The sequence below is a fragment of the Mesorhizobium silamurunense genome (genome assembly GCF_014843905.1).
In the GTDB taxonomy this organism is placed as follows: Bacteria; Pseudomonadota; Alphaproteobacteria; order Rhizobiales; family Rhizobiaceae; genus Mesorhizobium; species Mesorhizobium silamurunense.
This window is the reverse complement of the sequence record NZ_LPVS01000098.1, coordinates 13,695-33,965: the sequence shown is the minus strand read 5'-3', so window position 1 is coordinate 33,965 and position 20,271 is coordinate 13,695. Positions and strand designations below refer to the sequence as shown.

The window sequence follows — 20,271 nt, the reverse complement described above, 5'->3', positions numbered from 1 at the left end:
GATGCTGATAACTTGCCCCTATTGCGGCCCGCGCGACGTCATCGAATTCACCTACCAGGGCGACGGCAACCGCGCGCGGCCGCAGCCTTCCTCGCAGGATCTCGACGCCTGGAACGCCTATGTCTACGACCGGCTGAACCCGGCCGGCGACCACAATGAGATCTGGCAGCATTCCGGCGGTTGCCGCGCGCATCTGCGGGTGGTGCGCAACACCGTAACCCATGAGATCCTGAGCACGGCCTTCGCCCGCGGCGGACACAAATCCGCCGGCCACAAGGCGGGAGGCAACCAGTGAGCCCGCGCCGCGCCGACACCGGCGGCCGCATCGATCGGCTGCGCACCATTCGCTTCACCTTCGACGGCGCGCCCTATACCGGCCATGTCGGCGACACGCTGGCTTCGGCGCTGCTGGCCAACGGCGTGACGCTGTTCGGCCGCTCGTTCAAATACCACCGTCCGCGCGGCCTGCTCGCCGCCGGCGTCGAGGAGCCGAACGCCCTGGTGACGGTGCTGCGCGGCGACGTCCGCGAGCCCAACATCCCCGCCACCATGGTCGAGATTTATGACGGGCTCGTCGCTGTCAGCCAGAATCGCTCGCCCTCGCTCGCCTGGGATATCGGCGCGCTCAACCAGCTCGGCGGCAAGATCCTGTCGGCCGGCTTCTACTACAAGACCTTCATGGGGCCGGCGATCGGCCCCATGAAGGGCACCCGCTTCTGGATGTTCTGCGAGCATTTCATCCGCCGCGCCGCGGGCCTCGGCAAGGCTGGAACCGCGCCCGACCCGGCGCGCTATGAGCGCATGAACGCCTTCTGCGACGTGCTGGTCGTGGGTTCCGGCCCGGCCGGCCTGATGGCGGCGAAGGCCGCGGCCGATCAGGGCGCCCGCGTGATCCTGGCCGACCTCGAAGCCCGCTTCGGCGGCTCGGCCAACTGGTCGGGCGAGACGATTGACGGCGCACCGGGCGCCGACTGGGCGGGGCGCATCGTCGGCCAGCTCGAAGGCAATGACAATGTCCGCCTGCTGCCGCGCACGACGGTATGGGGCTACTACGACGGCAACACGCTTGCCGCGCTCGAACGGGTGACCGAACACAAGGAAGTGCCGGCCAAAGGCGAGCCGCGCCAGCGTTATTGGGCAATCCGCGCCAAGACGGTGGTTCTCGCCACCGGTTCCTTCGAGCGCCCGCTGGTGTTTCCCGGCAACGACCGTCCGGGCGTCATGCTGGCGCATGCGGCCGAGCGCTATGCCAATGAATATGGCGTGCTGCCCGGCGAACGGATCGCGTTGTTCACCAACAACGACAGCGCCTATCGCTCGGCCGTTGCGCTGAAGCGGGCCGGCGCCGCAGTCGTCGCCATCGTCGATGTCCGCAGCGACGTGTCGAACGAGATGAGCAGGCTGGCGAGCGAGGCCGAAGCAGAGCTGCTTGCCGGCCATGCCGTGGTCGCGACCGAAGGCGGCAAGGCGCTCACCGGTCTCAAGGTGCAGCGGTTCGACCTGATGAGCGGCGCGCTCAGTGGCGACGAGCGCAGCATCCATGCCGACTGCTTGGCTATGTCGGGCGGCTGGTCGCCAACCATCCATCTCGCCAGCCAGGCCGGCGCGAAAGCTGAGTGGGACCCGGCCCGGCAGGCCTTCCTGCCGCCGCAGCCGACGCAGCGCTGGATCGGCTGCGGCGCCTTCACCGGCAGCTTCTCGACCGCCGAAGCCATTGCCGAGGGCCGCGCCGCCGGCCTTCAGGCCGCCGGCGGAACGACGTCCTCCGCGCTGCTCCCGATCGTCGAGGCCACCCCCGGCGATCCCGATCCGGCGCCGGTCTTCGAGATCAAGGCCAAGGGTAAGAGCTTCGTCGATTTCCAGCACGACGTGACCGCCGAGGATGTGCGGCTCGCGCATCGCGAGGGCTTCGTCTCGGTCGAGCATCTGAAGCGCTACACCACGCTCGGCATGGCGACCGACCAGGGCAAGAACTCGAACGTGCCTGGCCTCGCTATCATGGCCGAGGCGCTCGGCAAACCGATCCCGGAAGTCGGCACGACTCGCTTCCGCCCGCCCTATACGGCGGTCTCGATCGGCTCGCTGGCAGCCGAGCGCTTCGGCGATTTGAAGCCCGAGCGGCTGACGCCGATGCATGACTGGCACATCGACAATGGCGCGACCATGTATTCGGCAGGTCTCTGGTACCGCCCCATGATCTACGGCCTTCCCGGCGAGACGGTCGAGCAGGCCTATGTGCGCGAGGCCAAGGCGACGCGCGAGAGTGCCGGCATCGTCGATGTCTCGACACTCGGCAAGATCGCCGTTCAGGGGCCGGATGCGGCGGAGTTCCTCGACCGCGTCTACACCAACATGTTTTCCACGCTCGCCGTCGGCAAGGCCCGCTACGGCCTGATGCTGCGCGAGGATGGGCTTGCCTTCGACGACGGCACCACCTGGCGGCTCGGCGAGCAGGACTTCCTGATGACCACCACCACCGCCAATGCCGGCAAGGTGATGCAGCATCTGGAGTATTTCCTCGACGTCATCTGGCCTGAGCTGAAGGTAACCGTCACCTCCGTCACCGACGAATGGGCGGGCGCCGCGATCGGCGGCCCGAAGGCGCGTGCGATCCTCGCCGCCTGCGTGACCGGCACGGCCGTCGACAACGCCACGCTTCCCTTCATGGGCATCGTCCATGGCGAGATCGCCGGCGTGCCGGTGATGATCTGCCGTCTGTCCTTCTCCGGCGAAATGGCGTTCGAGGTCTATTCCGGCGCCGGCTATGGAACGCGGGTGTGGGAGGCTCTCATCGAGGCCGGCAAGCCATTCGGCCTGGTCACCTACGGGCTCGAGGCGCTGGGGACCATGCGCATCGAGAAGGGCCACGTCACCGGCGCGGAGATCGACGGCCGCACCACGGCGCGCGACCTGCATCTCGACTGGATGCTGTCGAAGAAGAAGCCCTTCATCGGTTCCGCCATGATGGATCGCGAAGGCCTGATCGCTCCGGACCGGCTGGAACTGGTCGGCCTGATCGCCCTCGACAACCGTGCCTTGAACGGCGGCGGACATATCGTCGAGGAGCTGGACGAAGCCAATCCGCACGATTCGATCGGCCATATCACCGCTTGCTGCTATTCGCCGGCGCTCGGCAAATACATAGCACTTGCCCTGGTCAAGGGCGGCAAGGCGCGCCACGGCACGCGCGCCTTCGTCTCCGACCCGCTGCGCAACCGGTTCGGGCCGATCGAGATCGTCCCCAACCACTTCTACGATCCGGACGGGAGCCGCATGCATGGTTGAGCGTCAATCACCGCTTGAGCCGATTTACCACCCGGGCTCGCACGGCAATTTCGAGCATGGCGTGGACGTTATCCTGTCCGAAACGCGGCCGGGCTCGATCCTGCAGCTTGCCGCATGGCCGGGCGAGGAAAAGCGGCTGATGTCCGGCATATACAAGGTGACGGGCCTTGCCCTGCCGGATGGCGCCGGCGGCGGCGTCACCAACGGCGGGAAGTCGGCATTCGGCTTTGCGCCGGGCAAATTCACCGTGGTCGACGAAGCCAAGGGCTTGGCCTCCGCATTCACGGGCGTGATCACGCCATCAATCGGCACGCTCACCGACCTTTCGCACGGCCGCACTGCGATCCGCATCGCCGGGCCGAAGGCGGAGTGGGTGCTGGCGAAATTCTTCGCCATCGACTTCGCCTTGCCGGCCTTCCCGCTCGGTGCCGGCCGCTCGACCAACCATCACGATGTCTTTGCCCAGATCCAACGCAGTGGCGCCGACCAGTTCGACATCTATGTCTTCCGCTCCTTCGCGCGCTCGTTCTGGAAGGCCTTGTGCCACGCCAGCGAGGAAGTCGGTTACGAGGTGCACTAAGCACTTCAGGAAAAGTGCTGCCAGGCCAATGGATTTAGCGCAGCAGGTCTTGGCACTATCGACGGCCACAACTGCTGCTTGAGCCTTGTGCCAACGAAGACAATAGATAAGGAATCACGGGCTCTTGTCGGGGCAGGCGTCCGGTCAGGCAACCAGTTCGACCATACCCTTCCATGACTGCAGAGATTTCGGCGACAGCCACGACCCGCTTTGCCCCGGCGGGTGAGCCATCGATGCTGCTGCCGGCGACCGTCGCCTGCGGCGTCTTCATGACCAGCCTCGACCAGAATGTCGTGGTGACCGCGCTCCCCGGCATCGGCCAAAGCCTTGATCGCCCGCCGAGCCAGCTCGGTCTTTTGATCACCGTCTATGTCGCGAGCCTCATCGTCACGATGCCGCTCGGCGGCTGGTTGGCCGACCGCTTCGGCCTGCGCAACGTCTATTGCTTTGCGCTGCTGGTCTTCGCCAGCGCCTCGGCGCTCTGCGGCATGTCGGAAAACATCTGGATGCTGGTCGGCTCGCGCGCGCTGCAGGGTTTCGGCGGCGCGCTGATGGGCACCCTTGGCCAGGTCGTGATCCTGTCGAGCTTTCCGCGCGACCGCACGCTCAGGATCAACATGTACATCTCGCTCGCCGGCCAGTCCGGGCCGCTGGTCGGGCCGCTCGTCGGCGGCGCGCTGACCACCTATGTTTCCTGGCGCTGGATCTTCTACATCAACATCCCGATCGCGCTGACGGCCGCGCTGCTCGCGGCCTCGCTGTTTCCCTCGACCACGAAGCCGGTCCGCACGCCGTTCGACTTTCCGGGCTTCCTGCTCGTCGGCAGCGGCATGGCGCTGCTCGTCTTCGGCATGGATATGCTTGCCGCGAAGGACGCCGCCGCCGGCATTATCGGCGCCGAGCTCGGCCTGGCAATCACCATCCTCACCGTCGCCGCCTTCTATTGCTTGCGCGCCCGCAATCCGCTGCTCGATCTCAATTTGCTGCGCATTCGCACCTTCCGCATCAGCTTTCTCACCGGCGGCGGGCTCGACACGATCGGGCTGAGCTCCGTTGTCTTCCTGCTGCCGCTGATGTTCCAGCTCGGCTTCGGCATGAGCGCCGTGCAGGCCGGATCGCTGACCTTCGTCGCGGCGATCGGATCGCTGCTGATGCGCTTCTTCATGCCGCGCATCTTGAACCGCTTCGGCTTCAAGCGCGTTCTGATCACCAATACGCCGATAGCCGCCTTGCTGGTCGCTGGTTTTGCCTTGATGCAGGAAAGCATGCCTACCTGGATCGTGCTTGCCTACATCTTCGTCTTCGGCCTCTTCCGTTCGGTGCAGTGGGCCTCGACTGGCAATCTCGCTTACTCGGACATCGCGCCGGAGCAGCTCTCGCGCTTCAGCGCGCTCTACTACATCCTCTGGCAGCTGGCGGTGGCGATCAGCGTTGGTCTGGCGGCGGCGATGCTCTCGCTGCTAGCCGGCGGCGGCCAGGCCAGCGTCAACGGCTACCGCATCCTGTTCATTGTCGAAGGCTTGATCACGCTTTGCGCGCTGCTCGCCTATCTCAGGCTGACACCGCAGGACGGCGCGCATGTCAGCGGCCATGGCGCGCATATGAGCACGGATTAGCAAATCGGGCCGCGGTCCGTCCGCGCTGGCGCTACTCCGCGAACGTCACCCAGTCTTCGAGCGGGGCGCGGTCGGTGCGGAATTCATTCTCGGGCTTGGAGTTGTCCTCGTAGCCCAGCGCCATGCCGCAGACGACGACCTCCTCGTCGGGAATGTCTAGCACCGGGCGGATCTGCCGGTGGTAGGGCGCGAAGGCCGCCTGCGGACAGGTATGCAGCCCCCTGCCCCGCGCCGCGACCATGATGTTCTGCAGGAACATGCCGTAGTCGATCCACGATCCCTTGTTCAGCCGCCGGTCGACCGTGAAGATCATGCCGACCGGCGCGTCGAAGAAGATGAAGTTGCGGTCGTGCTGCGCGCGCATCTTGTCGACCTCGCGCCGGCCGATGCCGATGGCGCCGTAGAGACCGAACCCGTTGGCGCGGCGCCGGCTGAGATAAGGCTCGAAGAATTGGTCGGGGTAGTAGCGGTACTCGTCCCATTCAGCTTTCTCGGCGCGAATGCCGGAATTGAGGATGGCGTCGCTGATACGCTGCTTCACCTCGCCCTTGGTCACATAGACCCGCCAGGGCTGCATATTGGTGCCGGACGGAGCCCGCGCCGCCACCGTCAGGATGGCGCGGATCGTCTCATCGTCGACCATGTCGGGCAAAAATGCGCGCACGGACCGGCGCGAAATGATCGCCTCGTCGACGATCGCCGCATCGAGCGCGTTCCGGCTATTCTTCTCCAGCATGGGCCGTCCCTTCACGCATGGCCGGAACCCGCAACCGGTTTCCGCAACGACCATCCGCAGACACTGATAACTAACTGGTCCCCGACCTGACGTCCCCACTCGCCGTTCGTCGGCGAGCCTTTGCATCAACCGCCAAAATCGCGCAAGCAAATCTTGCGCTTCGTGAAAATCCACTTGATTTTTTCATAAGCTTGCTATCTCATGAAATTTGTTCAGATTTTTTCACGCCAGCCTCAGAGAAACGATTGACCTCGACCGCTGTCAGACCGGAGCAGGACAATGGCGAGCGGCTGCTGGCCGGCGACATCCGTGCGCTGCGCAAGGCGCGCGGGCTGACACTGGCCGAGATCGCCCTCAGGCTCGGCCGCTCAGTCGGCTGGGTCAGCCAGGTCGAGCGCGGCCTGTCGGTCCCTTCGCTCGGCGACCTCAGGGCCTTCGCCGAACTCTTCGGCGTGCCGCTCAGCCTGTTCTTCAGCCATGACGTGCCTGTCGAAAAGGAGCGCGGCGTGGTCGTGCGCGCGGGCAGCCGCCGCACGCTTGGCACAAGCGAATCGGGCCTCGTGGAGGAGCTTCTGTCGCCCGACCTCGGCGGTAGCTTCGAGATGCTGCGCTCGGTCTTCGCGCCGGGCGCGGAGCTGAAGACCGAGGCGCGCCGCCCGACCGAGGAAGCCGGCTACGTCGCGTCGGGCACTTTCGAGATCGAGATCGGCGGCGTCTGGCATCGCCTCGGCGAAGGCGACTCGTTCCGCTTCGAAGGCAAGCCGTTTCGCTGGCGCAATCCTGGCGCCGAGCCGGCAGTCGTCATCTGGGTGGTTTCGCCGCCGGTGTACTGAACCAATGCATGCCGCCCAAAAGTGTGCAGCGGTTTTGGGGACAACGGTGTGCATGAACAAAAAGAAAAAGCGCGTCATGACGCGCCTTGGATTTGGAGGAGAACATGGCCGGTTTGCCGACCACGGCACGCGTGGTGATCATCGGAGGCGGTGTCGTCGGCGCCTCGTCGCTCTACCACCTCTGCAAGGCAGGCTGGACCGACTGCGTGCTCTTGGAGAAGAACGAGCTGACCTCCGGCTCGACCTGGCACGCCGCCGGCAACGTGCCGACCTTCTCCTCGTCATGGTCGCTGATGAATATGCAGCGCTACTCGACCGAGCTCTATCGCGGTCTCGCCGAAGCAGTCGACTATCCGATGAACTATCACGTCACCGGCTCGCTCAGACTCGCTCACACCCAGGAACGCATGCAGGAGTTCCAGCGCGCCAAGGGCATGGGCCGCTACCAGGGCATGGATATCGACGTCGTCGGTCTCGACGAGATCAAGCGCCGCTATCCCTTCATCGAGACGCATGACCTCAAGGGTGCGCTCTACGATCCGAGCGACGGCGACATCGACCCGGCGCAGCTGACCCAGGCGCTCGCCAAGGGCGCGCGCGACATGGGCGCGAAAATCATCCGCTTCTGCCCAGTCACCGGTGTTCGCCGCGAGAACGGCGAATGGGTCGTCACGACGCCACAGGGCGAGATTCGCTGCGAGATCGTCATCAACGCCGCCGGCTACCGCGCCGCCGAGGTGGGCCGCATGTTCGGCCGTGAAGTGCCGATGATGGTGATGAGCCATCAATACATCTTGTTCGAGGAGATCCCCGAGCTCGCCGCCTGGACGAAGGAGCAGGGCAAGAAACTGCCACTGCTGCGCGACGTCGACACGTCCTATTACTTGCGCCAGGAAAAGACCGGCATGAATCTCGGCCCCTATGAGCGCAATTGCCGCGCGCATTGGGCGACCCACAACGATCCGATGCCGGAGGATTTTTCCTTCCAGCTCTTCGCCGACGACCTCGACCGGCTGGAGCATTACCTCGCCGACGCCGTCGCGCGCGTGCCGATCCTCGGCACCGCCGGCCTGTCCAAGGTTATCAACGGTCCGATCCCTTACGCGCCGGACGGCAATCCGCTGATCGGGCCGATGCCCGGCGTGCCGAATGCCTTCGAGGCCTGCGTCTTCACCTTCGGCATCGCCCAGGGTGGCGGCGCCGGCAAGGTGCTGGCCGAGTGGGTGACCGAGGGCCAGACGGAATGGGACATGTGGTCCTGCGATCCGCGCCGCTTCACGTCATTTGCATCAGCGCCGGACTATTGCGTCGCCAAGGGCATGGAGATCTACGGCAACGAATACGCCATCCAGTTCCCGCGCCATGCATGGCCGGCGGGACGCGACCGCAAGCATTCGCCGCTGCACGACCGCATCAAGGCGCTCGGCGGCCAGTTCGACGCCTACAATGGCTGGGAGCGAGCCACCTGGTATGCGAAGCCCGGCGACGACATTTCGGAAGAAGCGACGCTGACCTTCCGACGTGAAGGACCGTGGCAGCAGCGCGTGCGCGAGGAATGCCTGGCCGTGCGCGACGCCGCCGGCATCCTCGACCTGCCCGGCTTCTCGCGCTTCAACCTCGAGGGTCCGGGTGCCGCCGAATGGCTGGCGCTGCAGGTCACCGGCCTGGTGCCGAAGCCCGGCCGCATCGGCCTCGTCTACTTCGCCGACGACAAGGGCCGCATCGTCACCGAAATGTCGGTGGTGCGCCATGGCGAGGACCAGATGACGCTGATCACGGCGGCGGTGGCACAGTGGCACGATTTCGAATGGCTGAAGTCGCGCATGCCGGCAAATGCGGCCTTCACGCTGACCGATCGCACCGAGGAATATTCAACGCAGATCCTCGCCGGTCCGAACTCGCGAAAAATCCTTGCCGAGGTCTGCGACGCCGATCTCTCGCTGCCCTGGCTGACGCATCAGGAGACGACCATCGCCGGGCGCTGGGCGAGACTGGTACGCGTCTCCTTCGCCGGCGAGCTCGGCTGGGAGATCCACACCAAGGTTGCCGACACTTTGACTGTCTTCGACGCCGTCTGGGCTGCCGGCCAGAAGCACGGTCTGAAGCCTTTCGGCATGTATGCGCTGGATTCGCTGCGGCTGGAAAAAGGCTACCTCGCCTGGAAGGGCGATCTGTCGACCGACTATTCGATCCTGCAGGGCGGGCTGGAGCGCTTCGTCAAATGGGACAAGCCCGACTTTCGCGGCAAGGCGGCGCTTCTGAATGAAAAACAGCAGGGCGTGAAGAAGCGCTTCGTCACTCTGGTCGTCGAGAACCCCGGCGACTGCGATGCGCCCTATATGTCGACGCTCTGGCATGACGGCAGGATCGTCGGCGAGACCACGTCCGGCGGCTGGGGCCATCGCGTCGGCAAATCCATCGCGCTCGGCATGCTGCGCTCCGATCTCGCCGAACCGGGCACGTCGATCGAGGTCGAGATCTTCGGCGACCGCTTCAAGGCGGTGGTGCAGAAGGACGAGCCGCTGTGGGATCCGAAGAATGAGAGGTTGAGAGCCTGATGCCAAAACCATCAAAGCGCATTACCGGCATCGTGCCTTCGGGCAAGGATGGCTGGGAAGTCCATTTCGCCGCCTGGACCCGCAAGCAGGCCGGTGAGGACATCATCATGCTGTCGGTCGGCGACCACGACTTCGACACGCCTTCGGAAACGATCGAAGCCTGCGTCAACGCCGTTCGCGGCAGCAATCACCATTACACGCCCCTGCCCGGCCTGCCCCGCTTGCGCAAGGCGATGGCGGCGGCTTCCACCGCTTGCACCGGCATCCTGACCGAACCGGACGAGATCATCGCCACGCCGGGCGGCCAGGCGGCGCTCTATGCCGCCGTGCAGGGCGTGCTCGATCCCGGCGATCACGCCATCGTCGTCGCGCCTTACTACGCCACCTATCCCAACACCTTCAGCGCCGCGGGCGCCAGCTTCACCGTCGTCGAGACGCCGGCCGAGGACGGCTTCCAGCCGCGCGCCGATAGTATCCGCGCGGCGCTCAGGTCCAACACGCGCGCTATCCTGATCAACACGCCGAACAATCCGACGGGTGCCGTCTATTCCCGCGAACGGCTCGAGCAGCTGGCCGAAATCTGCAAGGAACATGACCTCTGGCTGCTGTCCGACGAGGTCTACTGGACGCTCGGCGGCGGCGAGCACATCTCGCCCCGCTCGCTGCCAGGCATGGCAGAGCGCACGCTGGTCATCAATTCGATGTCCAAAAGCCACGGCATGACCGGCTGGCGCATGGGCTGGCTGACCGGTCCGAAGGCGATGATCGCGCTGATGACCGACCTCAACCTGGTGACAACCTACGGCCTGCCGGCCTTCATCTCGATCGCCTGCGCCGAAGCGCTGGAGAACCACTACGGCGTGAAGGAAATAGCCGAGCGCTACGCCGCGCGCCGCACGGTCTTTCTCAATGCCACACGCGGCGTGAACGAACTCACCGTGCGCGGCTCCGAAGGCGGAATGTATGTCATGCTCGACATTTCCACCGTCGAGCCCGACGACGAGAAATTCGCCTGGGCGCTGCTCGACAAGGAAAAGGTCGGCGTGATGCCCGGCTCGAGCTTCGGCGAAGCCGCCGCCGGCCATATCCGCATCAGCCTCTGCCAGCCCGAAGCCGTGCTTCAGGAAGCAGCGCTTCGCGTGCGCCGTTTTGCCTCCAACTACCGCCGCGAGGCCGCATGACCAAAGCGATTCCAACCAAAGCCCGCGCCGTCGTCATCGGCGGCGGCGTCTCCGGCTGCTCGGTCGCCTATCATCTGGCCAAGCTCGGCTGGACCGACATCGTGCTCTTGGAGCGCAAGCAGCTCACTTGCGGCACGACCTGGCATGCGGCCGGCCTGATCGGCCAGCTGCGCGCCTCGCAGAACATGACGCGGCTGGCGAAATACTCGGCCGACCTCTACGTCAAGCTCGAGGCCGAGACCAGCGTCGGCACCGGCATGCGCCAGGTCGGCTCGATCACCGTCGCGCTGACCGAGGAGCGCAAGCACGAGATCTACCGGCAGGCATCGCTCGCCCGCGCCTTCGATGTCGACGTGCGCGAGATTTCGCCGAGCGAAGTCAAAGAGATGTATCCACATCTCAACGTCTCCGACGTCGTCGGCGCAGTGCACCTGCCGCTCGACGGCCAGTGCGACCCGGCCAACATCGCCATGGCGCTGGCCAAAGGCGCGCGCCAGCGGGGTGCGACCATCATAGAAAACGTGAAGGTCACCAAGGTCCACACCAGGAATGGCGGCGTCTCCGGCGTCTCCTGGGCGCAGGGTGAAGATCAAGGCACGATAGAGACCGATATCGTGGTCAACTGCGCCGGCATGTGGGCGCGCGAGCTCGGGCGCCAGAACGGCGTCACCATCCCGCTGCATGCCTGCGAGCATTTCTATCTCGTCACCGAACCGATCCCCGGCCTCTCCCGACTGCCGGTGCTGCGCGTGCCGGACGAATGCGCCTACTACAAGGAGGACGCCGGCAAGATGATGCTCGGCGCCTTCGAGCCGGTGGCGAAACCTTGGGGCATGGACGGCATCCGCGAGGATTTCTGCTTCGACCAGTTGCCCGAGGACATGGACCATTTCGAGCCGATCCTCGAAATGGGCGTCAACCGCATGCCTATGCTGGGCACGGCCGGCATCCACACCTTCTTCAACGGTCCCGAGAGTTTTACGCCGGACGACCGCTATTATCTCGGCGAGGCGCCGGAACTTTCCGGCTACTGGATGGCGACCGGCTACAATTCGATCGGCATCGTTTCCTCGGGCGGCGCTGGCATGGCGCTGGCGCAGTGGATCAACGACGGCGAGGCGCCCTTCGACCTCTGGGAGGTCGACATCCGTCGCGCCCAGCCCTTCCAGAAGAACCGCCGTTATCTCAAGGAGCGCGTGTCCGAAACGCTCGGCCTGCTCTACGCCGACCATTTCCCCTACCGCCAGATGGCGACCTCGCGCGGCGTGCGCCGCTCGCCCCTGCACGAGCACCTGAAAGCGCGCGGCGCCGTCTTCGGCGAGGTGGCGGGATGGGAGCGCGCCAACTGGTTTGCCCGCGAAGGACAGGAGCGCGAGTACCGCTATTCCTGGAAGCGGCAGAACTGGTTCGACAACCAGCGCGAGGAGCATCTGGCCGTGCGCAACGGCGTCGGCCTGTTCGACATGACCTCGTTCGGCAAGATCCGCGTCGAAGGCCGCGACGCTCAGCGTTTCCTGCAACGGCTCTGCGCCAACGACATGGACGTGGCGCCGGGAAAAATCGTCTACACGCAGATGCTCAACGCCAAGGGCGGCATCGAGAGCGACCTCACCGTGACGCGGCTTACGGAGACGGCCTATTTCCTCGTCGTGCCGGGGGCCACCTTGCAGCGCGACCTCGCCTGGCTGAGGCGGCATGTCGCCGACGAGTTCGTCGTCATCACCGATGTGACTGCGGCCGAGGCCGTCATCTGCCTGATGGGTCCGGACTCGCGAAAACTGATCCAGAAGGTCAGCCCAAACGACTTCTCCAACGAAGCCAATCCGTTCGGCACCTTCCAGGAGATCGAGATCGGCATGGGCCTCGCCCGCGCCCACCGTGTCACCTATGTCGGCGAGCTCGGCTGGGAGTTTTATGTCTCGACCGAGCAGGCCGCCCATGTCTTCGAGGCGATCACTGAAGCCGGCGCCGGTGTCGGCCTGAAGCTCTGCGGCCTGCATACGCTCGATTCCTGCCGCATCGAAAAGGCCTTCCGCCATTTCGGCCACGACATCACCGACGAGGACAATGTGCTGGAAGCCGGCCTCGGCTTTGCCGTGAAGACGGGCAAGGCCGACTTCATCGGCCGCGACGCCGTGTTGCGCAAGAAGGAAGCCGGGCTGAATCGCCGCCTGGTGCAGTTCCGCCTCAAGGATCCGCAACCCCTGCTGTTCCACAACGAAGCGATCCTGCGCGACGGCAAGATCGTCGGCCCGATCACCTCGGGCAACTACGGCCACCATCTCGGCGGCGCCATCGGCCTCGGCTATGTGCCCTGCAAGGGCGAGAGCGAGGCGGAGGTGCTGGCCTCGTTCTACGAGGTCGAGATCGCGGGTGAGCGTTTCGCGGCGGAAGCGTCGTTGAAGCCGATGTATGATCCGAAGGCGGAACGGGTGAGGATGTAGCGCCATCTTCCCTTCCCCCCTTGTGGGAGAAGGGGGATACCGCAGCTCAAAACCGCTCCAGCCTCGCCCTCACCTTCGCCAGAAACGCCGCCCGGCTTTTCGGCGTCGATGAATCCATCAGATAGTGCGCCAGGAAGAATGTCCGGCAGCGCGTGGCGCACAGCGCCCGCATGCCGCGCAGGATGGTCTTGCGGCCGGGCTGGCCGACCACGACGCTCCACCAGGTCGGCGCGCCGCAGGTGGTGATGACGCCGACCTTGGTGACATGCCTCATCAGCGATGTGATCCGCCCTTTGCCCGCCGGCAGCTTGAAAGCGATGTCGGTCGCCCACACGCGATCGAACCAGCCCTTCAGCATTGCCGGCAGCCCGTACCACCAGGTTGGATAGATGAAGAGGATCGCTTCGGCCCATTGCAGATGTTCGAAATGCGGCTTGAGCGCCGGATCCTCGGGCGCGCGCTCGTTGTAGGAGCGCCGCTCCTCGCAGTTCATCACCGGGTTGAAGGTCTCGCCATAGAGGTCGAGCAGCCGAACGTCCCAGCCTCTCCCCTTCAGAACCTCGACGGCCGTGTCGCGGATCGCCGCGCAATAGCTCTCTGGCACCGGATGGCAATAGACCACCAGCACGCGCATCAGAATTGATCCATGCTGGCGGCCACCTTCTTCGTGAAGGCGTTGCGCGTCTGGTCGGTCGAAAGATTCATCGAGTAATGCGCGAGATAGGAGACGGGCGCGCCGGGCTTGATCGTGGCCCGCAGCATGCGCTTCACAATCTTGCGCGGCGGATCGCCCATCAGCATGGCGCGAAAACGGCTGCCGCCATAGGTGGTGACGGCCGCGAGCTTGCGGATGTTGTGGAGCGTCGGCTTCACCTTGCCGTCGACCAGCTTGAACGATACGCCGGGCAGGAACACGCGATCGAAGAAGCCTTTGAGGATCGCCGGATAGCCGTAGTTCCAGACCGGAAACGACAGCACCAACGCTTCCGCTTTCTGAAGCCTTTCGACGTAGCCGGCAACCATATCATACGGCCCGCGCTGGTCGTGATAGCCGAGCCGTTCGGCCCGCGTCAGCCGTGGGTCGAAATCCTCGGCGTAGAGATCGCAATCGTCGACCGCATGGCCCGCCGCGGAAAGCCGCTCGACGATCGTCCTGTGCAGGCCGGCATTGAAGCTGGTCTCCACCGGATGAGCGTAAAGCACGAGGACGTTCACGGGAGGACATCCCGTAGATCAGCGAGAGACACCGGCGCTGTCCTGCGCCAAATCTCCCCCCTTGAGGGGGAGATGTCGCCGGAGGCGACAGAGGGGGTCGCCGCGCGTGAAACGTCCACGTCTTCGGTGACGAGAGACGGCGTCGGCGATCTACGTGAGGCGACGCCCTCTGGCCTGCCGGCCATCTCCCCCTCAAGGGGGGAGATCCGACGTCGCCGCGGCTTCCGCCAATCGCCAACATTGCCGGCAGGCCAGAGCGGGGTACAGCGCCGCACGTTCGCCATCGACTCAACTCGCCTTTTGCAGCCCCTTGAACAGAAAGGACTTGCCCGAGCGGTAATCGTAGCCGGGGTTCTCCCAGGCGATCATCTTGCCGGGGTTGAGCAACCCTTGCGGATCGGTCTCGCGCTTGAAGGCAAGCTGCACCTCGTCGGTCTGCTTCATGCCGCCCTCTTCCAGCGTGTAGCGGTGCGGGTTGAAGATCCAGCAGCCATTGTCCTCATGAATGCGGATGATCTCGTCGAGCCGCTCTTCCGTGGTGTAGCGCACCAGCGGCAGGCCGGCGGCACCGATCGCGCCATCGAAGCGGATGAACTCGAGATGCGCCGGCACCTCGTCGCCGAAGCGGTCGACCATCGCCTTGACGTGGGCGAGATGATCCGGCGACGGGTAGCGCGCCTGCAGATAGGTGATCGTCGGATCGACCCGGATGGCGCGCAGCGTCGTGTGGTTCCAGGTCAGCTCGTAGGCCGGCGGCAGTCCCTTGAGGTCGGCCTCTCTGTCGGCCTTAAAGACGATCTCACCCTTGCCGCTGCACACGAAGGCGACAAACGCATCCATCGCATGCGGCGCGATCATGCACACCACGACGCTCTGCTCGCGCCGGAAGAATTTCTGGTGCCGCTTGAAATAGTCGTAAGGGATGGGTGCGGCGATCGGCGTGATCAGCTTCGCCAGTATACCGTCCTGCACGGCGAGGTCGTTGCCGAAGCCGGCCGCTTCCATGAAATCGTCGAAGCCGACGATGACGTCGATCCAGTCATAGGAGGCGGTCAGCGGCATCTCAACCTCGGTGATGATGCCGTTGGTGCCGTACGCATGCATGACCTTGAGCACGTCCTCGCCGGTGAGTTCCATGACTCGCGGCTCCGCCTCCATGGTCACGGTCCTGAGCCGGATGACGTTGCCGAGGTCGCGCAACCCGCCCCAGCGGATCGAGCCGACGCCACCCGAGCCGCCGGCGACGAAGCCGCCGATAGAGGCCGTGTTGTAGGTGGACGGCGACATGCGCAGCTCCTGGCTGGAATGCGCGCGCGTTGCCCTGTCGATGTCGGCCAGCACCGCGCCCGGTCCGGTCACCACGCGCCCTGGCGCAATCGCCTTCACTTCGTTCATTTCGGCGAGATTGAGCACCACGCCGCCCGAGAGCGGCATCGCCTGCCCGTAATTGCCGGTGCCGCTGCCGCGCGGCGTCACCGGAATGCCGTGCCGGTGGCAGGCGGCGAGCACGCGGATCACCTCGCGCTCGTTCTTGGGCGTGACGATCAGGTCGCCGGTGACATGATCGAGCTGCTGCTTCAGCACCGGACTGTACCAGTAGAAGTCGCGGCTCTTCTGCTGGACGATGGCCGGATGGTCGTCGATCTTCAGTCCTTCGAGATCGCGCTTCAGCGCTGCGATATCCATCATATCAGTTCGTCGAGTTCGGCATAGTCGGGCAGCTTACGTTCGATCGCCCGGCCGTCGCGCACCACGATGCGATCCGATTCGGGCCGCGACAGCAATTCGGTCCAGCTCCGTCCTTTGAAGACGATGAAATCGGCGACGCCGCCTGCGGCAAGAGTGCCGACGCCGTCCAGCCGCATCACCTCGGCCGGCGTCGCCGCCACCGACTTCGGCCAGTCGCCGACCGGATGGTCGAAATGTAGGATGCGCGTCGCCATGCGGTAGACTTCGAGCATGTCGAGATCGCCATAGGCATAGAACGGGTCGCGCGTGTTGTCGGAAGCGACCGCCACCTTGATGCCGCGCGCCTTCATCTCGTGAACCAGCGTCACGCCGCGCCAGCGCGGCGTCGTGTTGTTGTTGCGCCTGTCCTGCAGATAGAGGTTGCACATCGGCAGCGACACCACGGCGAGCCCCGCCTTCGCCACCTTGTCCAGCGTGTCAAGCACCTCGAGGTCGGGCTGGCGCGAGAGCGAACAGCAATGGCCGACCAGGATGTTGCCGTCAAAGCCGTTCCACAGCGAAGCCTCGGCGATCTTCTTCAGCGAGATGGCTGCGACATCGTCGGTCTCGTCGGCATGGAAATCGAGGTCGAGCCCGTGCTTGATCGCTTGCGCGAAAACCTGGTCGAGCAGTTCCTCGAGGTCGGGCACCATATAGGTGACGACGCCCAGCACGCCCTTGGCCGCGGCCACGCGTTTCGCCAACCGCTCGAACCAGGCCTTGTCGCGCACGCCTTCGATGCCGAGCAGGCAGACCGCCTGCAGTTCGATGCGCCCGCGCCATCTTTCTCGCATCGTCTCGAACACCGGCCAGGAGATTTCCTCCTGCGGCGACACGCTGTCGAGATGCGTGCGCAGAGCCTTGGTGCCGTGGGCGTAGGCGCAGCGCAGCGAGAAATCCATCCGGCGCGCGACATCCTCCGCGCTCCAGCGCGCGGCGCGGTCGGCGCCGGTGGCGTTGAGAGCGCCCATGAAGGTACCGTCAGGATTGGGTTTTCGGGGCCAGATATGGCCCTTGTCGATATGGGTGTGGCAATCGACGAAGCACGGCAGCACGATGCGGTCGCCAAGGTCGATCGCATCGGCCGGCGCCGATCTGCCATGCGAAGTGATGCTAGAAATCTTGCCGTCGGTGACTTTTATGTCGGCCAGCGCGAAACCGTCGCTGTCGAATGCTGCGGCAAGGCCGGGCGTCAGCGACGCATGCAGCCGGACGTTGGCGAGTTGGTATGATGCTGAGTCCGGAATCAATTGCCGCTCTCCTGGGTGACGGGACCGACCACCCTACCGCTCCTGTTTCAGCGCGCTCTCGTGCCAGCGGCGCAGGATAAGATGCGACACCAGCGACAGCACAAGGAAGATCAGGATGCCGGTGAGCGAGATCAGGATGAGCGCCGCGAACAGCCTGGGAGCGTTGAGCCGGTAGCCGGCCTCGATGATGCGCGACGCAAGCCCGGAAGATTGCCCCTGCGCGCCGGCGACGAACTCGGCCACCACGGCACCGATCAGCGACAGGCCGCCGGCGATCTTCAGCCCGCCGAGGAAATAGGGCATCGCCGCCGGCAGGCGCAGGTAGCGCAATTGCTGCCAGCGGGTCGCGCCGTTGAGCTTGAACAGGTCGCGCAGGTTGCGGTCGACCGAGTTCAGCCCCAGCGTGGTGTTGGAGAGGATCGGAAAGAAGGCGACGATCCAGGCGCAGAGCAGGAGCTTGGTCGTCTGGTCGTTGATATAGATGTTGATGAGCGGAAAGATCGCGACGATCGGCGTCACCTGGAGCACGATGGCGAAGGGGAAGAACGACATCTCCACCCATTTCGACTGCGCGAACAGCACCGCCAGCCCGACGCCGCCGATAACGGCAAGCAGCAGGCTGAGGAAGGTGATCCTCAGCGTCACCAAAAGCGAGGAAAACAAAAGCCCCGCATCGTCATGCAGCGTCTGCAGCACCACGCCGGGGCGCGGCAGGATGTATTGCGGGATCGCGTTCCAGACGCAGATGCGGTCCCAGAGCCAGATCGCCAGCACCATGATCGCCAACGGCAGCACCCACCTGCCGATCCGCTCCAGCCGCTCCTGGCGGACACGGCGCGCCTCTTCCGGGTCGAGCTTCAGCGCAGTGTCTTCAATGGCTGTCATGATGGGATCCGGCGGTTGAGTTGATGGCATTCACCAGCACGTCAGAGGCTTGCCGGCAAAGGGCCGCATAATCGGGCGACGTCCGGAACGCCTCGTCACGCGGATAAGGCGCATCGACGGTAAGCTCGCCATGGACCCGGCCCGGCCGCGCCGCCATCACGACGACGCGGCTGGACAGGAACACGCTTTCGAAGACGCTGTGGGTGACGAAGACGACGGTGAAGCGTTCGTCCTGCCAGAGCTCCAGAAGGTCGTTGTTGAGCTTGAAGCGGGTGATCTCGTCGAGCGCCGCGAAGGGCTCGTCCATCAAAAGGATGCGCGGCTTCGTCACCATGGCGCGAGCGATCGAGACGCGCATCTTCATGCCGCCGGAAAGCTCGCGCGGCACTGCGTTCTCGAAGCCGGTAAGGTGGACGCGGGACAGCATCTCCATCACCGCCGGCTCGGCCTTGGCGCGCGACATGCCCTTCAGCCGCAGCGGCAGCCAGACATTGTCGAAGACGCTGGCCCACGGCAGCAGCGTCGGTTCCTGGAAGACGAAGCCGATATTCGAGCGGTCGATCGAGCCGCGCCAGTCGAGCTGGCCGGAGGTCGGCGTCGACAGGCCGGCGATCAGTCTGAGCGCCGTCGACTTGCCACAGCCCGAGGGACCGAGCAGGCTGAGGAAATCGCCTTCCCGGATCGCCAGGTCGACCTTGCTCAGCGCCGTCACGCCGTTGGAAAAGACCTTGCCGACATTGCGTAAGGAAAGCAGCATCGGGCGCTCGCCCGATGCCGTTGTCTGCGCCACTTTCTCCTGGATCATCTCAGGCAGGCCGCCCTTATTTCTTCAACTCCCGACCAACACCCTTGTTGACGAAGGCCAGCGTATAGGCCTTCTTGATGTCGATGCCCGGCTGCGCGACCTTGGCCTTGACCATCTTGTCGTAGAAGCTCTGGATGCGCGCTTCGGTCATGGCGCCGATGCCGAGCTTTTCCGAATCGCCGGAATCGACAATGCCGAACTTCTTCAGCTGTTCGATCGAGAAGGCGATCTGCTCATCCGTCATGTCCGGATTGTCCTTCTTGATCATCTCGTTGGCGGCTTTGTTGTCGCCGTAGAGATAATTGTACCAGCCCTTGGCCGAGCCATCGACGAAGCACTGCACTACCTCCGGCCGCTTGTCGATCGTGTCCTGCATCACCTCGATCGTCGTGGCATAGGTATCCCAGCCATTGTCGGCAAGCAGGAACTGGTTCGGCACGAAGCCGCCCTGCTTTTGCACGGCGAACGGCTCCGACGTCACATAGCCCTGCTGGATCGACTTCTTGTTGGCGATGAAGGGCGCCGGATTGAACGTATAGGGCACGCGCTTGGCGGCGTCGAAGCCGAGATCGGTCACCATCCACTGGAAGAAGGTCTGCGCGCCCTCGTCGCCGAGGATGTACTGGTCGGCGTTCTTCAGGTCCTCCCACTTGTCCAACCCCTGCCCCGGCTGGGACATGATCACCTGCGGGTCCTTCTGGAAGTCGGCGGCGACGACGCGCATCGGAATGCCCTGCTGCACCGCATCGAAGGCCGAGAGCAGGTTGCCGCCCATGTAGAAATCGATCTTGCCTGCCAGCAGCATCGGCCGGCCGCTGACCTGCGGGCCGCCCTGCATGATGGTCACGTCGAGGCCGCAGGCGGCGTAGGTGCCGTCGGCGATCGCCTGGTAGTAGCCGCCATGTTCCGGCTCGGCCAGCCAGTTGGTGCCGAAGGTGACTTTCTCGTTGGCCACGGCGCCCAGCGTGCTGGCCGCCAGCAGCGCGATCGCGCCGGCCAGGATCTTCTCTTTTCCGTACATAAACATCACCCTCTCTTGGCTCCGGCGCGCTGCGCGCTGGGCTCGACACCATTTGTTCAAGAAGCAAGACACATGCCACCGCCTGGGCCGCCTGCTTGCGCGGCAGTCATTGCCGAGACCGGACGGGTCATGCT

At 64.8% G+C, this 20,271-nt stretch carries 16 protein-coding genes; 8 read left to right on the top strand and 8 right to left on the bottom strand.

Features of this window, described 5'->3' with window-relative positions:
* The first annotated feature begins 1 nt into the window (after nucleotide 1).
* The 4 genes from AU465_RS29145 (at nucleotide 2) to AU465_RS29130 (ending at nucleotide 5,481) form a co-directional block, all read left to right on the top strand.
* On the top strand, nucleotides 2-295 hold the full coding sequence (locus tag AU465_RS29145; RefSeq protein ID WP_192255796.1) for a sarcosine oxidase subunit delta: 294 nt from the start codon (nucleotides 2-4) through the stop codon (nucleotides 293-295).
* Nucleotides 292-3,285 (top strand): sarcosine oxidase subunit alpha, encoded by a 2,994-nt coding sequence (locus tag AU465_RS29140; RefSeq protein WP_192255794.1) that lies wholly within the window; start codon nucleotides 292-294, stop codon nucleotides 3,283-3,285. The genes AU465_RS29145 and AU465_RS29140 overlap by 4 nt, the downstream gene beginning before the upstream one ends.
* Complete coding sequence (soxG, locus tag AU465_RS29135) at nucleotides 3,278-3,865, top strand: sarcosine oxidase subunit gamma family protein (RefSeq protein ID WP_192255792.1); 588 nt, start codon at nucleotides 3,278-3,280, stop codon at nucleotides 3,863-3,865. Before AU465_RS29140 ends, soxG begins: the two co-directional genes overlap by 8 nt.
* A 173-nt stretch (nucleotides 3,866-4,038) precedes the next feature.
* On the top strand, nucleotides 4,039-5,481 hold the full coding sequence (locus AU465_RS29130; RefSeq protein WP_192255790.1) for an MFS transporter: 1,443 nt from the start codon (nucleotides 4,039-4,041) through the stop codon (nucleotides 5,479-5,481).
* Between the two features lie 31 nt (nucleotides 5,482-5,512).
* Here AU465_RS29130 and AU465_RS29125 read toward each other — a convergent pair whose 3' ends face one another.
* Complete coding sequence (locus AU465_RS29125) at nucleotides 5,513-6,217, bottom strand: nitroreductase (RefSeq protein WP_192255788.1); 705 nt, start codon at nucleotides 6,215-6,217, stop codon at nucleotides 5,513-5,515.
* Between the two features lie 245 nt (nucleotides 6,218-6,462).
* Here AU465_RS29125 and AU465_RS29120 point away from each other — a divergent pair, with 245 nt between their 5' ends.
* The 4 genes from AU465_RS29120 to AU465_RS29105 all read left to right on the top strand — a co-directional run bounded on the left by AU465_RS29120 (nucleotide 6,463) and on the right by AU465_RS29105 (nucleotide 13,233).
* On the top strand, nucleotides 6,463-7,050 hold the full coding sequence (locus tag AU465_RS29120) for a helix-turn-helix domain-containing protein (RefSeq protein WP_192255786.1): 588 nt from the start codon (nucleotides 6,463-6,465) through the stop codon (nucleotides 7,048-7,050).
* A gap of 104 nt (nucleotides 7,051-7,154) precedes the next feature.
* A complete protein-coding gene (locus AU465_RS29115; RefSeq protein ID WP_192255784.1) occupies nucleotides 7,155-9,608 on the top strand; it encodes a GcvT family protein in 2,454 nt (817 codons plus the stop codon).
* The gene (locus AU465_RS29110) at nucleotides 9,608-10,789 is read left to right on the top strand and encodes a pyridoxal phosphate-dependent aminotransferase (protein WP_192255782.1); all 1,182 of its coding nucleotides are present in this window, start codon (nucleotides 9,608-9,610) and stop codon (nucleotides 10,787-10,789) included. The genes AU465_RS29115 and AU465_RS29110 overlap by 1 nt, the downstream gene beginning before the upstream one ends.
* Nucleotides 10,786-13,233 (top strand): GcvT family protein, encoded by a 2,448-nt coding sequence (locus tag AU465_RS29105; protein ID WP_192255780.1) that lies wholly within the window; start codon nucleotides 10,786-10,788, stop codon nucleotides 13,231-13,233. The genes AU465_RS29110 and AU465_RS29105 overlap by 4 nt, the downstream gene beginning before the upstream one ends.
* Nucleotides 13,234-13,279: 46 nt before the next feature.
* Here the strand turns inward: AU465_RS29105 and AU465_RS29100 are convergent, their stop codons facing one another.
* The 7 genes from AU465_RS29100 to AU465_RS29070 form a co-directional block, all read right to left on the bottom strand.
* On the bottom strand, nucleotides 13,280-13,867 hold the full coding sequence (locus AU465_RS29100) for an NAD(P)H-dependent oxidoreductase (protein ID WP_192255778.1): 588 nt from the start codon (nucleotides 13,865-13,867) through the stop codon (nucleotides 13,280-13,282).
* Nucleotides 13,867-14,448: an NAD(P)H-dependent oxidoreductase gene (locus AU465_RS29095; protein ID WP_192255776.1), complete on the bottom strand. Its 582-nt coding sequence runs from the start codon at nucleotides 14,446-14,448 to the stop codon at nucleotides 13,867-13,869. The genes AU465_RS29100 and AU465_RS29095 overlap by 1 nt, the downstream gene beginning before the upstream one ends.
* 288 nt (nucleotides 14,449-14,736) lie before the next feature.
* On the bottom strand, nucleotides 14,737-16,137 hold the full coding sequence (locus tag AU465_RS29090; RefSeq protein WP_376774915.1) for an FAD-binding oxidoreductase: 1,401 nt from the start codon (nucleotides 16,135-16,137) through the stop codon (nucleotides 14,737-14,739).
* Nucleotides 16,134-17,426, bottom strand: coding sequence for a cytosine deaminase (locus AU465_RS29085; protein ID WP_192255774.1), 1,293 nt, complete (start codon nucleotides 17,424-17,426; stop codon nucleotides 16,134-16,136). Before AU465_RS29085 ends, AU465_RS29090 begins: the two co-directional genes overlap by 4 nt.
* 33 nt (nucleotides 17,427-17,459) lie before the next feature.
* Nucleotides 17,460-18,311, bottom strand: a complete 852-nt coding sequence (locus AU465_RS29080) for an ABC transporter permease (RefSeq protein ID WP_192255772.1) — start codon at nucleotides 18,309-18,311, stop codon at nucleotides 17,460-17,462.
* On the bottom strand, nucleotides 18,298-19,116 hold the full coding sequence (locus tag AU465_RS29075) for an ABC transporter ATP-binding protein (RefSeq protein ID WP_192255770.1): 819 nt from the start codon (nucleotides 19,114-19,116) through the stop codon (nucleotides 18,298-18,300). Before AU465_RS29075 ends, AU465_RS29080 begins: the two co-directional genes overlap by 14 nt.
* A gap of 16 nt (nucleotides 19,117-19,132) precedes the next feature.
* Nucleotides 19,133-20,137 carry an ABC transporter substrate-binding protein gene (locus AU465_RS29070; protein ID WP_192255874.1) on the bottom strand — a complete coding sequence of 335 codons (1,005 nt, stop codon included), beginning with the start codon at nucleotides 20,135-20,137 and terminating at the stop codon, nucleotides 19,133-19,135.
* Between the last annotated feature and the right edge of the window lie 134 nt (nucleotides 20,138-20,271).